Source organism: Sphingobium sp. WR1, from assembly GCF_059693745.1.
On sequence record NZ_JCATID010000011.1, the window covers coordinates 67,072 to 79,995 of the forward strand.

Annotated in this window: 16 protein-coding genes; 11 read left to right on the forward strand and 5 right to left on the reverse strand. The window is 66.9% G+C overall.

From position 1 onward, the window contains the following. Positions 1-108: 108 nt before the first annotated feature. From AC58EF_RS14235 to AC58EF_RS14280, 10 genes are all read left to right on the forward strand, one after another. Positions 109-1,590 carry a DNA recombination protein RmuC gene (locus tag AC58EF_RS14235; protein WP_497276991.1) on the forward strand — a complete coding sequence of 494 codons (1,482 nt, stop codon included), beginning with the start codon at positions 109-111 and terminating at the stop codon, positions 1,588-1,590. Positions 1,591-1,720: 130 nt separating this feature from the next. Then, entirely contained in the window at positions 1,721-2,350 is a 630-nt protein-coding gene (locus AC58EF_RS14240; protein WP_497276992.1) for a nicotinate-nucleotide adenylyltransferase, read from the forward strand. 75 nt (positions 2,351-2,425) lie between these two features. After that, on the forward strand, positions 2,426-2,815 hold the full coding sequence (gene rsfS, locus AC58EF_RS14245) for a ribosome silencing factor (protein WP_497276993.1): 390 nt from the start codon (positions 2,426-2,428) through the stop codon (positions 2,813-2,815). A 43-nt stretch (positions 2,816-2,858) separates the two neighbouring features. Beyond that, positions 2,859-3,281 (forward strand): 23S rRNA (pseudouridine(1915)-N(3))-methyltransferase RlmH, encoded by a 423-nt coding sequence (locus AC58EF_RS14250; RefSeq protein WP_497276994.1) that lies wholly within the window; start codon positions 2,859-2,861, stop codon positions 3,279-3,281. Between the two features lie 118 nt (positions 3,282-3,399). Continuing rightward, positions 3,400-4,593, forward strand: a complete 1,194-nt coding sequence (locus tag AC58EF_RS14255) for a murein hydrolase activator EnvC family protein (protein ID WP_497277102.1) — start codon at positions 3,400-3,402, stop codon at positions 4,591-4,593. 219 nt (positions 4,594-4,812) lie between these two features. Next, entirely contained in the window at positions 4,813-6,165 is a 1,353-nt protein-coding gene (locus tag AC58EF_RS14260; RefSeq protein WP_497276995.1) for a S41 family peptidase, read from the forward strand. 71 nt (positions 6,166-6,236) lie between these two features. Further along, positions 6,237-6,731 carry a disulfide bond formation protein B gene (locus AC58EF_RS14265; protein WP_497276996.1) on the forward strand — a complete coding sequence of 165 codons (495 nt, stop codon included), beginning with the start codon at positions 6,237-6,239 and terminating at the stop codon, positions 6,729-6,731. Continuing rightward, on the forward strand, positions 6,728-7,282 hold the full coding sequence (locus AC58EF_RS14270; protein ID WP_497276997.1) for a demethoxyubiquinone hydroxylase family protein: 555 nt from the start codon (positions 6,728-6,730) through the stop codon (positions 7,280-7,282). The genes AC58EF_RS14265 and AC58EF_RS14270 overlap by 4 nt, the downstream gene beginning before the upstream one ends. Positions 7,283-7,294: 12 nt before the next feature. Then, positions 7,295-7,858 carry a hypothetical protein gene (locus tag AC58EF_RS14275; RefSeq protein ID WP_497276998.1) on the forward strand — a complete coding sequence of 188 codons (564 nt, stop codon included), beginning with the start codon at positions 7,295-7,297 and terminating at the stop codon, positions 7,856-7,858. Between the two features lie 160 nt (positions 7,859-8,018). Continuing rightward, the gene (locus tag AC58EF_RS14280; protein WP_497277103.1) at positions 8,019-8,354 is read left to right on the forward strand and encodes a hypothetical protein; all 336 of its coding nucleotides are present in this window, start codon (positions 8,019-8,021) and stop codon (positions 8,352-8,354) included. A gap of 156 nt (positions 8,355-8,510) precedes the next feature. Here the strand turns inward: AC58EF_RS14280 and AC58EF_RS14285 are convergent, their stop codons facing one another. Further along, complete coding sequence (locus AC58EF_RS14285) at positions 8,511-10,361, reverse strand: ABCB family ABC transporter ATP-binding protein/permease (protein WP_497276999.1); 1,851 nt, start codon at positions 10,359-10,361, stop codon at positions 8,511-8,513. A gap of 47 nt (positions 10,362-10,408) precedes the next feature. Next, positions 10,409-10,924, reverse strand: a complete 516-nt coding sequence (locus AC58EF_RS14290; protein ID WP_497277000.1) for a hypothetical protein — start codon at positions 10,922-10,924, stop codon at positions 10,409-10,411. 224 nt (positions 10,925-11,148) lie between these two features. Here AC58EF_RS14290 and AC58EF_RS14295 point away from each other — a divergent pair, with 224 nt between their 5' ends. Next, positions 11,149-11,811 carry a DUF6891 domain-containing protein gene (locus tag AC58EF_RS14295; protein ID WP_497277001.1) on the forward strand — a complete coding sequence of 221 codons (663 nt, stop codon included), beginning with the start codon at positions 11,149-11,151 and terminating at the stop codon, positions 11,809-11,811. A gap of 150 nt (positions 11,812-11,961) precedes the next feature. On the opposite strand, the gene AC58EF_RS14300 is transcribed toward AC58EF_RS14295, so the two are convergent. The 3 genes from AC58EF_RS14300 to AC58EF_RS14310 are packed head-to-tail and all read right to left on the reverse strand — an operon-like array spanning position 11,962 to position 12,923. Next, the gene (locus AC58EF_RS14300; RefSeq protein WP_497277002.1) at positions 11,962-12,261 is read right to left on the reverse strand and encodes a LysR family transcriptional regulator; all 300 of its coding nucleotides are present in this window, start codon (positions 12,259-12,261) and stop codon (positions 11,962-11,964) included. A 42-nt stretch (positions 12,262-12,303) separates the two neighbouring features. Next, entirely contained in the window at positions 12,304-12,696 is a 393-nt protein-coding gene (locus tag AC58EF_RS14305; protein ID WP_497277003.1) for a type II toxin-antitoxin system death-on-curing family toxin, read from the reverse strand. After that, positions 12,696-12,923, reverse strand: a complete 228-nt coding sequence (locus AC58EF_RS14310) for an AbrB/MazE/SpoVT family DNA-binding domain-containing protein (protein ID WP_497277004.1) — start codon at positions 12,921-12,923, stop codon at positions 12,696-12,698. The genes AC58EF_RS14305 and AC58EF_RS14310 overlap by 1 nt, the downstream gene beginning before the upstream one ends. Position 12,924: the final 1 nt, after the last annotated feature.

Below are 12,924 nucleotides of genomic sequence, written 5' to 3' on the forward strand. Positions count from 1 at the left end.
AACTATTGAAATGCGCTGATATCGATTTGATTGTCCAGATCGCTGTCGGACTTGCAGCCCGCCGCCCGAGCCGCTAGGTTCCCGTTTCGTTCCCAGCAAGGACCCATGATGGACAGCCCGGCCGCCCTTCTCCTTCTCGTCGCCCTGCTGGTCGGCCTCGCCGTCGGCTGGCTGCTGCGAACCCGGTCGACCCTGCCGCTCATCGCCGAAAAGGCCGATCTTGCCGCGAAACTCGACATGGCGACCGCCCAGCGCAACGGCGCGATCGCCGAATTGGCGGTGGAAAAGGAACGGGTGGCGCAGGCGGCGAGCCAGATCGCCCGGCTCGAGTCCGCACAAATCGCCGCCGACCAACGGCTGGAGACGGCGCAATCGGCCGCCGTCCAGCGCCTCGAAGCCGTCCAGACCGAACGCGAGGCGGCGCTGCGCGACCTCGCTGCGCTCCAGTCCGACACCCAGGCCCGCACCCAGGCCTTCGAACAGCAGATCGCGGCGCTCAAGGAGGCGAAGGAACAGTTGTCCGCCCAGTTCAGCGAGATTGGCGGCAAGCTGCTCGATCAGGCCCAGACCCAGTTCCTGACCCGCGCCGACCAGCGCTTCGCCCAGGCGAGCGAGAAGAGCGAGGCCCAGCTCAAGACGCTGCTCTCGCCCGTAGAAACCACGCTCAAACGCTATGAGGAAGGCCTGGCCCGCGTCGAGAAGGACCGGGTCGGCAGCTATGCCGAACTGCGCGAGGCGATTGCGATGGTCCATGCCGGACAGGGGCAGGTGCGCGAGGAAACCGCCAAGCTGGTCAACGCGCTGCGCGCCGCGCCCAAGACGCGCGGCCGCTGGGGCGAGCAGCAGTTCAAGAATCTGATCGAGACCGCCGGCCTCTCCCCCTTCGTCGACTTTCAGGAGGAAGTGTCCGTCGCCGTCGAGGACGGCCGCCTGCGTCCCGACTTCATCATCCGCCTGCCCGGCGACCAGCAGCTGGTGGTCGACGTCAAATGCTCGCTGGAAGCCTATCTGAACGCCGTCGATCAGGTCGACGCGGCGATGCGCGAACGCTATCTGGCCGACCATGCCCGCGCCGTGCGCACCCATGCCGACACGCTGGGGCGCAAGGCCTATTGGGAGCAGTTCGCCAAGGCGCCCGATTTCGTGATCATGTATGTCCCCGGCGACAATTTCGTCACCGCCGCACTGGAGGCGGACATGGAATTGTGGGAGCGCGCCGCGCGCAATCGCGTCATCCTCTGCGGCCCGGCGACCTTCCTTCCCCTCGCCCGCACGCTCGCGGGCCACTGGCGCCAGGCCAAAATGCAGGAGCAGGCGCAGCAGGTCGGCCAGCTCGGCAAGGAACTCTATGAGCGCCTGTCGGTCGCGGCGACGCACTTGAAGCGTCTCGGCTCCGGCCTCAACAGCGCCGTCTCCAATTACAACAGCTTCATCGGCAGCTTCGAAAGCCGCGTCCTCTCCACCGGCCGCAAGTTCCGCGACCTCGATATCGAGACCGGCGGCAAGGAGATCGAGGCGATGGAACCGCTCGACCTGCTGGCCCGCGACGCCCAGGCGGATGAAGCCCGAGCCTTGCCGGCTGCAGAGTAAGACGACGGCAGCGAGCGGTCAGGGGCGGACATCCCCTCCCGCATCAATGTCAAAATCAGCGGGAAATATCCGAAATTGGGTGACGCATTTCCCATTTGCGGCCACGCCCGCCTGCTGGCATGGCAGTTCCATGACACGTATCGGCCTGCTCGGCGGCTCCTTCAATCCGGCGCATGGCGGGCACCGCGCCATTTCCCTCTTCGCCAAGGACGCATTGGACCTGGACGAGGTCTGGTGGCTGGTGTCACCCGGCAATCCGCTCAAGCCCGCCAAGGGCATGGCGCCGCTGCCCACGCGCGTCGCCCACGCGCAGAAAATCGCCCGTCGCGCTCCGATCCGCGTCACCGCTATCGAGCAGCAGCTGCGCACCCGCTATACGATCGACACGGTGCGCGCGCTCGTCCGCCGCTATCCGCGACGCCGCTTCATCTGGCTGATGGGCGAAGATAATCTGGCCCAGTTCGGCCAATGGAGGAATTGGCGCGGCATTGCGCGACAGATGCCCATTGCCGTGATCGCCCGTCCCGGCTATGATGATGATGCCCGTGGCTCTGCGGCCATGAGCTGGCTGCGGCGCTTCGTCCGGTCCGCGCGCCAGAGTGCAGACTGGACGAATTGGAGACCACCGGCGCTCGTGCTATTGCGCTTTCGCCCTGATCCAAGATCGGCGACCCTGCTGCGGCAGGCGGACCCCCTCTGGCATCGCGAATATGAAGCAACGTGTGCGCGCGATCCGCTCACGCGCCGGGTGATCGTATGACGCATTTCGAGGAGGACCGCCGGAGGCGGGCATCCGGCTCGGAAATGCGGCCAGCAGAAACAGATTGGAGTATATTTGACTAACCTCGCCCCTGCCAACGATACGGTGCTGAGCGCCGATTCCGTGGCCGCCCTGCACGCCCTTGTCATGCAGTCGCTCGACGACGACCAGGCGCAGGAAACCATCTCCATTCCCCTCGAAGGCAAGAGCAGCATCGCCGATCATATGGTGATCGCAAGCGGCCGTTCGTCGCGCCAGGTCGCGGCGATGGCCCAGCATCTGGCCGAGAAGATCAAGAAGGAAACCGGCCGCTCCGCGCGGGTCGAGGGCCTTCCGGTCGCCGACTGGGTGCTGATCGATGCCGGCGACGTGATCGTCCATCTGTTCAAGCCCGAAGTGCGCAGCTTCTACAATCTGGAACGGATGTGGGGCTTCGTCGACGCGCCGATCGCGGGCAACGCCTGACGCGCCCTTCGACAGGCGCGCGATGAGAGGCTAGGGAGCGGCCATGCTGCTCCACATCATCGCGCGCGGAAAGATCGGGCGTTCGCCCGAAGCGGATCTGGTCGACCGCTATGTCAGGCGGCTGACCATGCCGTACAGGATTACCGAAATGCCTGATCGGGGCGGCAAGCTGCCCCCTGTCGGTCCCGGCACCGTCACGGTCATGCTGGACGAAAAGGGCAGGCAATTATCCTCCATGGACTTTGCTCGCCGGGTCGAAGCCTGGCGCAACGCGGGCACGCGCGAATGCCGCTTCCTGATCGGCGCGGCGGACGGGTTTGACGATGCGGAGCGGGCCAATGCCGACCTGCTGATCGCCTTCGGCGCCATGACCTGGCCGCACATGATGGCCCGCGCGATGCTGGCCGAACAATTGTGGCGGGCCTGTTCGATCCTCGCCAACCATCCCTATCATCGGGAAGGGTGAGGCGCCTTTCCTTTCCCTGCCTCGACATGGGCGACGCTTGTGCCTAGTCAGTGACGTGTCACGGGCGGGGCATCGGGTGAAGCGCAATATCCTCATTGCAGGCGGACTGGCGGGGCTGATGGCCCTTGCCGCGACGCGCCTGCCCGCCGCGGACGGGGACGCGATCATCCTGCCGGGCACCGCCGGCACGACACTGGCGCAGGAGCAGCAGGCGCTCAAAAATGCTCGCCGCCAGTCGGACGAGGCGCGCGACCGTTCCGCCCGGCTGGAGCAGCAGGCGACCGCCGCCCGCGACGAGGCCGAACAGGCGCGCCGCCGCGCCGCCGCCGTCGCCGCGCGCATCCAGCAGGCGGAGGCGGACATTCAGGCGGCGCAGGCCCGCATCGCCATCATCAACCGGATGCAGCGCGCCCAGGCGGCCCGGCTTGCCGCCAGGCAGGAGCCGGTCGTCCGCCTGACCGCCGCGCTCCAGATGATGGCGCGCCGGCCGCTGGCGCTGGCGCTGGTGCAGCCCGGATCGGTCGCCGACGCCGTCCATATGCGTGCGGTGCTGGGGCAGGTGCTGCCCGTGATCCAGCAGCGCACCGCCGGCCTGCGCGCCGAACTGGAGCAGAGCCGCAAACTGCGCGCCACCGCCCAGCAGGCCGCCGACGCCCTCACCCAGGCGCAGGCCGACCGCAGGCGGCAGCAAACTGCACTCGCCGCACTGGAGGCGCAGAAGCGGGTCGCCGCGCGCGACTATCGCGCCAATGCGGGACTGGAGGGCGAGCGCGCGCTTGCGCTGGGCGAGCGGGCGCGCGACATTGTCGACCTGATGGACCGGCTGGAGGAAGCGGGGGATCTCCGCGACCGTCTCGCCACCCTGTCCGGCCCGCTGCCGCGCCCCGCCCGCCCCGACCGGGCCGGCGCCCCCGCGCCGGAACGCGAAGTCTCCGCCGGGGGTCCGCCGCCCTATCGCCTCCCCGTGATCGGCCAGCTCGTCACCGGCATGGGCGAGGTCAATGACAGCGGCGTGCGATCGCGCGGCCTGACGCTGGTGACGCAGCCGGGCGCGCAGGCCATCGCGCCCACTGCCGGCCGCGTCGCCTTCGCCGGTCCCTATCGCGACTATGGCCAGATCCTGATCATCGACCATGGTCAGGGCTGGACGACCCTCATCACCGGTCTGCATCGCGTGACCGCACAGGTGGGCGACAGCGTGCGCCAGGGCGACCCTGTCGGCATCACCGGCGCGGACCGGCCGAACGTTACGGTGGAACTGCGCCGCAACGGCCGCCCGGTCGACATCGTGCCGCTGGTGGGATTGGGCTGAAGAAAGCGCTGTGTTCCGTTCGCTTCGAGCGTGTCGAGAAGCGACCAGCGTGACGCTTGCGTTTCTCGACTTCGCTCGAAACGAACGGGCGTCGGCTTGTGACCGCCCCCATTAACCCGACGCTCATCGCCGCTCAGCGACACTCCATCGAAGCGCGCTTTTGCGTTGCGTCGCGAATCGGCCTATATCGGAGCATTGATGCGGACTCCAAGGACAGCCATGAAATCCACCTTCCTCCAGGGCGCGGTTGCGCTCGGGGCGCTTGCGCTCATTCCTGCCACCACTGCCGCGCTCGCCGATGGGGAGGCATCGAGCTACAAGGCGCTCGATGAATTCATGGACGTGTTCCAGAAGGTCCGCAGCGACTATGTCGAAAAGGTCGACGACGAGAAGCTGATCAAGGGCGCGATCGACGGTATGCTCGCCAGCCTCGACCCGCACAGCAGCTTCCTCGACGCACGCGACTTCCAGAATCTGCGCACCCAGACCGAGGGCAGCTATGGCGGCCTCGGCCTGTCGGTCACGCAGGAGGATGGCGCGGTCAAGGTGATCGCGCCGACGCAGGATACCCCGGCCTGGCGCGCGGGGATCAAGGCGGGCGACTATATCACCCATATCGACGGGCAGCTCATCTATGGCGGCACGCTGGACGAGGCTGTGGACAAGATGCGCGGCGCTCCGGGCACCAGCCTCAAGCTGACCCTGGTCCGCGCCGGCCGCGACAAGCCGATCGAACTGACGCTGACGCGCGAGATCATTCAATTGAAGCCCGTCAAATGGGAAGTGAAGAATAATATCGGCGTCATCAACATCGTCAGCTTCTCGGCCAATACCGGGGCGGACGTGCGGTCGGCGATCCGCAGCATCGACAAGAGCCTGGGCCACAAGCCCACCGGCTATATTCTCGACCTGCGCTCCAACCCCGGCGGACTGCTGGATGAAGCCGTGTCGGTCAGCGACAGCTTCCTGGAGCGCGGCGAGATCGTGTCGCAGCGTGGCCGGGCCAAGGGCGATGTCGAGCGTTATTATGCCAAGCCGGGCGACGATGCGAAGGGTCTGCCGGTGATCGTGCTGGTCGACGCAGGCTCCGCGTCGGCGTCGGAAATCGTCGCGGGCGCGCTTCAGGACCAGCATCGTGCGCTGGTGATGGGCGAGCGCAGCTTCGGCAAGGGCAGCGTCCAGACCATGTTGCCGCTGTCCAACACGACCGCGCTCAAGCTGACCACCGCGCGCTATTATACGCCGTCGGGCCGCAGCGTGCAGGAAGGCGGCATCCAGCCCGACATCCGCGTGCCGCAACTGTCGGACCCCGATTACAAAAACCGGCCCCGGTTCCGCGAAAGCGACCTGCGCCGTCACCTGATCAACGAGATCAAGACCGACGACAAGGCGCTGGAAGAGGATGCGAAGGACGATCCGCGCTTCGCCATGTCGGCCGAGGATCTGAAGAAGAAGGGTGTCGAGGATTTCCAGCTCGACTATGCGCTCAAGACGATTTCGCGCCTGGCCGGCACGCCCGGCGCGACGATCGCCCAGACACAATTGGCGGCGCGCAAGCCGGGGGCGAAATAATCCCCCGTCCGGGCGTTAAGTCCCTGCAAGTTCAGCATGACGAAAGCATGGCGAGGGTTTAAGCGGGCACTATGAACAGCCTGTCCCCGTCCCTCGCCAAGGCCCGCGCCCTTGCGCTGCTGACTCCGATGCTGCTGCTGGGCGGCGCCTATGCCTCGCAATATGTCGGCGGCCTGCATCCCTGCGAAATGTGCTGGTGGCAGCGTTATCCGCATATGGTGGCGATCCCGCTGGCGCTGGTCGCCTATGGCGTGCGGAACCGGGCCTGTGCCAGCGGCCTGTTCGCGGGGCTGGCGGGCCTCGCCATCGGCATCAGCGGCCTTATCGGCCTGTTCCATGCCGGGGTCGAATATGGCTGGTGGGAAGGGCTCACCACCTGCTCCACCTCGCCGGCCGGGGGCAGCGCGACCGATCTGCTCAACCAGATTATGGCCAGCCCCATCACCCGCTGCGACGTCGCGCCATGGAGCCTCTTCGGCATTTCGCTGGCGGGCTATAACGGCCTCTTGTCGGGCGCGGTCGCGCTCGCCATCTTGGCCTTGCTGTTGAAAGCGAGGAAGGCATGAGTGCTCCCAGGGATTTCCCGCGACCGGGCAAAAGGCTGACCGATGCCGGCCGCGCCTCGATGCTGCGCGTCGACCAGGCGGGCGAGTTCGGCGCCACCCGTATCTATGCCGGACAATTGGCGGTCATGGGCGATCGGCATCCCTATGGGCGCCTGATCGCCGGGATGGCGGCGCAGGAGGAGCGGCATCGCGAAGCGTTCGACGCGATGATCGCCCGGCGCGGGGTACGCCCGACCGCGTTGGCGCCGATCTGGAGCGCCGCCGGCTTTGCCCTGGGCGCCGTCACCGCCGCGATCGGACCGAAGGCCGCCATGGCCTGCACCGCCGCGATCGAAACCGAGATCGACAAACATTATGCCGAGCAGCTCGAAGCGCTGGGCGGCGAAGATGCGGAACTCTCCATCGCCATCGCGGATTTTCAGGCGGAGGAGGTGGAGCATCGCGACGCCGCCATCGCCCATGGCGCGGAGCAGGCGCCGGCCTACCCGCTCCTGTCCGGCGCCATCCGCCTGGGCTGCCGCGCCGCCATCGCGCTGTCGAAGCGCATCTGATAAGGACGACAGATGATGAAGACAGTGATGATCGCCACCGCCCTCGCCCTGACGGGCGTCGCCGTCCCCGCGCTGGCCCAGCAGGACAGCGCCCCCACGGCCGCCACCAGCAGCGGCACGGAGAAGGTCAATATCGTCATCGTCTATGGCGACGACAGTTGCCCGCAGAGCCAGGGCGGCGACATCGTCGTCTGCGCGCGCAAGGGCGAGGAGGAACGCTATCGCATTCCCGAACCGCTGCGCGGCGATCCCAACAAGCCGAGCAACCAGGCCTGGGGCGAACGGGTGCGGTCGATGGAATATGTCGGCCGGTCCGGCACCGAAAGCTGCTCGCCATCGGGCGCGGGCGGCGCGACCGGCTGCTTCGCGCAGCTCGCCCGCCTCGCCAAGGCCGAGCGGCAGCAGGCGGACAATGCGAGCTGGAAGGATCTGGTCGCGGCCGAGCGCGCCAAGCGCCTGTCGACCATCGACGCCGACAGCAAGGCGATCGAGGCGCGGGTGAAGGCCGAGGAAGAGGCCGAAGCCAAGGGCCAGCAGCAGCCGGCGCCGCAGGACACCACTTCGCCGCCGCAATGACGGTTGGGATGGCTGCGTGCCGTCCCTATATGCACAACCGGGACTTGAGGGAGGCCCGCGACGTTCACCAGAGGGGAATGAAGGACCCGTTTCTATGCCACGCCATGGCGCAATTCCCCTGCTTGGCCTTTCGCTGATCGCCCTTCTCCCCGTTCCCACGATGGCGCAGCCGGCGCCGCCGCCCGAGCGGACCATCAACCTGCTGGTCTATGGCGACGATCCCTGTCCGCAGGGCAAGGGCGACGAGATCGTCGTGTGCGCCAGACGGCCCGAAGCCGAACGCTATCGCATCCCCAAGAAGCTGCGGGAGAAGCCTGCGCCGTCCGGCGGCCCTGGCTGGGGCAGTCAGGTGGCGACGATGGAGGCGACGCAGCGGCAGAATCTGCCCAATAGCTGCTCGGTCAACGGCGCGGCCGGCTTTACCGGCTGCACCGCCCAGATGCTGTCGCAATGGTTCGCCGAACGGCGGATGCAGCAAAGCACCGGCGAGCCTTAAGCAGAACCCAATGGCAGCCGTTCGTGTCGAGCATAGTCGAGACACCTGTCCGCGACGTTTCTCGACCTTGGCCTGTCCTGAGCGCCTGCCTTGACAGGCAGTCGAAGGGCTCGAAGCGAACGGATGAAGAGATAAATCACGCGACCAAAGTCCGCATCAAGACAGCGGCCGCACCACCTCAAAAACATCCTCGATGCCCGGCTCGGCGGGGGCGACTTCCCGCTCGGCGGCCTGGCGTGCCCACATGGTGGCGTAGAGGCCATCGGCGCGGACCAGGTCGGCATGGCGGCCGCGCTCGACGATGCGGCCCTGATCCAGCACGATGATCTCGTCGGCATCGACCACGGTCGAGAGGCGGTGCGCCACCACCAAAGTGGTGCGCTTGCGGCTGATATCGCGCAGCACGGTCTGGATCTCGGTTTCGGTGCGGCTGTCGAGCGCGCTGGTCGCTTCGTCCAGCACCAGCACCGGCGGGTCTTTCAGCAGCGTGCGGGCGATGGCGACGCGCTGCTTTTCGCCGCCGGAGAGCTTGAGACCCCGTTCGCCGACGCGTGTGTCATAGCCCAGCGGCAGGCCCATGATGAAGTCGTGGATCGACGCCGCCTTCGCCGCCGCCTCTATCTCCGCCTGGGTCGCACCCTCGCGGCCATAGCCGATATTATAGCCGACCGTATCGTTGAACAGGACCATGTCCTGCGGCACGATGCCGATCGCGGCGCGCAGCGACTGCTGGGCGATCCCGGCGATATCCTGCCCGTCGATCGTCACTTTGCCGCCCTGAATATCGTAGAAGCGGAAGAGGATGCGGGCGATGGTGGACTTGCCCGCGCCCGACGGGCCGACGATCGCCAGCGTCCGGCCCGCCGGCACCGCGAAGCTGACACCGTGGAGGATTTCGCGTTCGGGGTCATAGCCGAAGCGGACATGGTCGAAGCGGACCTCGCCGCCCGCCACATGGAGCGCGGGCGCGCCCGGCGCATCGGCGACCTCGGTCCTTGTGTCGATCAGCTGGTACATCGCCTCCATGTCGATCAGCCCCTGGCGAATGGTGCGATAGACCATGCCGAGCAGGTCGAGCGGGCGGAACAGCTGGGAAAGCAGCGTGTTCACCAGCACCACGTCGCCGGTGGTGAACTGGCCGCGGCTCCAGCCCCAGACGGTATAGCCCATGGCCCCGGCCATCATCAGATTGGTGATCAGCGACTGGCCGATATTGAGCCAGGCGAGGCTGTTTTCCGACTTCACCGCCGCCTGGGCGTAGCGGCGCATGGCGCTGCCGTAGCGCTTCGCTTCGCGATCCTCCGCGCCGAAATATTTGACCGTCTCGAAATTCAGCAGGCTGTCGACGGCATGGGCGACCGCGCTGGTGTCCATGTCCACCATGTCGCGGCGCAACTGGTTGCGCCATTCGGTGACGGTGCGGGTGAACCAGATATAGGCGCCGACCATGATCAGCGTCGCAAGGACCAGTCCGGGGCCGAACTTGACGAAGAAAATGGCGCAGACCGCGACCAGTTCGATGATGGTGGGCGCGATGTTGAACAGCAGGAAATAGAGCATCGTGTCGATGCTCTTGGTGCCGCGCTCGACGATCTTGGTGACGGCGCCGGTGCGGCGGTCGAGATGGAAGCGCAGCGACAGGCGATGGAGATGGACGAAGACATCGTCCGACAGGCGACGACCGGCCTCCTGCCCCACGCTTTCGAAGACGGCGTTGCGCAGATTGTCGAACAGCACGCTGCCGAAACGCGCGCCAGCATAGGCGGCGACCAGAGCGATGGCGAGGCCGGCGGCGGGTTCCAGGCCCGGCGCCATGCGGTCGATCGCTGCCTTGTAGGCGAAGGGCATGGCGAGGCTGACCGCCTTGGCCAGCAGCACCAGCGCCATGGCGAGGACGACGCGGCGGCGCAGCGCGGGCGCGTCGGCCGGCCAGAGATAGGGCAGAAAACGCCGCAAGGTGGCCCAGACGGGCGGGATCGGCAAGGAATCGGGCGTGGATGGCGGCATTTGGGCTTATTTAGTGGCAGAGGCGGTCCGATCCAAGGATGCGGCGATCAGCCTTCCACCTCGGGACATTTGCCGGGACGCGCCTCCTCCTTGCCGCCGCTGAACCAGCGCGTCCGGTCGGCGGCGACGCTTTCGTCAAAATAGCAGATTTCCGCCACACCGTTCTTCGGGTCGACCAGAGTCACCCATTGATGCGGGCCGCAATTATGCGCCTCGCAGGCCCAGGAGGCGACCCGGCCGTCCACCATGGCAATGGGCGTGGCGGGCCCCGCATCCTCCAGCACCCATTTGCGCACCGCCTTGTCGGTGACGGCCGTTTCCACCGCCTTTACCACCGCGGGATCGTCATGCCAGCCGAACGCCCCGACCTTGTCGAAGGGGTAATGGCCGACATAACGGGAAAATGCGTCCGGGGCGGGCGCGGACGCCGCCCCGTTGGCCGCATTGGCGGGCACCGCGGCGTCGGTCGTCGCATCGGTCGCGTTCGCCGCCGTCTTGTTCCCGGCTTTCTCCCCGCCGGTGCAAGCGGCCAAAGCGAGCGGCGCGATCAGCATCGATATCATAAGCGGAGATGTCACAAGCGGACGGGAGGCCATGAACGATCCTTTGCGGTTCAGCGAGCGGATATGGTGCGGTTTTCGCGGCGCGGAGGCAAGAGGCGGGGCGGAAAAGCGATGCCCCGAAACGCCGATCGATGCGGCGGGTCGTGCGCTTCCCCCTTTCCCTTTCCGGCGGAGCGGGGCATGGTAGGATCGACGCGACGCAGTGCGGGAGGCAGGACGGGCGCATGTTCGGGACTTTGTGGAATCGGATTTTCGGAACCAGGGCGACCACCACAGAGCCGCAGACCCATATTCCCCCCTATGATCCGATCGCGGCGCTGCGCGATCAGGTGCGGCGCGACGTGTCCGGCGGCTTTTATGACGAGGACGCCATCCTGACCAACGCGCATGAGGTGTTCGAGGAGGAATTGCCGATGCCGGCGCTGCGCCGCGAGGCGTCGGCGGCGTTGCGGGTCGCGCTGGCCGAGCATCGCGCCGCCGAGCAGGGCTGGACCCACGCCACCGATTGCGACCGGCTGGACGCCGCCTTTGCCGCGCTGGAGGCCGAGGGCGTGATCGCACGGCAGAATTTCACCTGTTGCGGCACCTGCGGCGCATCCGAAATCTGGGACGAGGTCGAGGCGGCGCAGAAGGCCGGCGAACCGGCGGATGGCTATGCCTTTTTCCACATGCAGGACACGGAAAGCGCGATCGAGGGCCATGGCCTCTACCTGAATTACGGCGCCTGCGAGGATGGCGAGGCGGCCGCGATCGCGATCGGCCATCGCATCGTCGAGCAACTGGAGGCCCATGGGCTGGCCACCGACTGGGACGGCAGTCTTGGCCAGCGGATCGGCGTGGCGCTGGACTGGAAGAAGCGGCGCAGCGTCGTGGCGCTGGAGGAGTAAGGCGCGGCGTTTCCGGGCGCGATCTGACGGATGGGCGAAGTTCACGCTGTCGTCGGGCTTTTCGGCCCGAAGCGCTCGTGAAGCGCCTGCAAAGCGCCCCCGAAGCGTCTCCGATGCGTCTCCGATGCGTCACCCGGATACCGCACGCCTTCACCGCCCTGTCGCCGTCGGGGCAGCGTGGGCGCCATGATCGAGGGCAAGCGGACGGGTCATCAACTGGCCATGCAGCGCCAGCGCCTCATCCCAGTCGCGGTCGAATTGCGTGCCGGTGAGACGATGGCGCAGGCGATGTGCGCTGGACGGCGACATGCTTACCGCGCGTGCGGCGTGGCGGACGCTGCCGGTCTGAAGCAGCATGGCGAGAAAGCGCGCCTGCAATGCCGGCGTCCAGCGGGCGCGGCGCCTGGGGGTGGGACGAGCGGGCGGATTGGGGGAAGGAGTCTGTTCCATCCAACAGGATAGATCAGAGGCGACGCGAATAGGAAAGGCGTTTCAGCCGGCGAGATGCTGGCGGAACCAGTCGGCGAGGTCGTGTTCCGAGAGCGTGCCGGCGGCGAGTTCCAGAAAGGCGACCACCAGTTCGGCGTCCGTAGCCGTCAAGCCATAGCCGTTGAGCAGCAGGAAGGTTTCGCTGACGACCGCCGCGATCCGCTTGTTACCGTCGATGAAGGGATGATTGCGCGCAAGGCCATAGGCATAGGCGGCCGCAAGCGTCGCAGCATCCGGCTCGCCATAATGGGCGATCTGTTGCGGCCGGGCCATGGCGCTTTCGAACAGGCCGCGATCGCGCAGCGCGTCGCCACCGCCGCCATGTTCGGCCATCTGTTCGGCATGAGCGGCCTCCGCCACGGCGAGCGTGACCCAGACCCAACTTTCCTGCGCCATTATTTGGCGAGTTCGCGCAGCGCCCGCTTGCGCCGCGCCATCACTTCGCGCGCGGCGGCCATCTGGGCATCGAAATCCGGTTCGGCGGCGGACAGCTCAATGCCGCGCGGCGTGAGCACGACCGACAGGCTGTCGCCTGCGACGGCGTGCAGATGCGCCAACAATTCCTTGGGCAGGATCACCCCGGCGCTGTTGCCGATCTTCGTGATTTTGAGGGGCATGTTCATA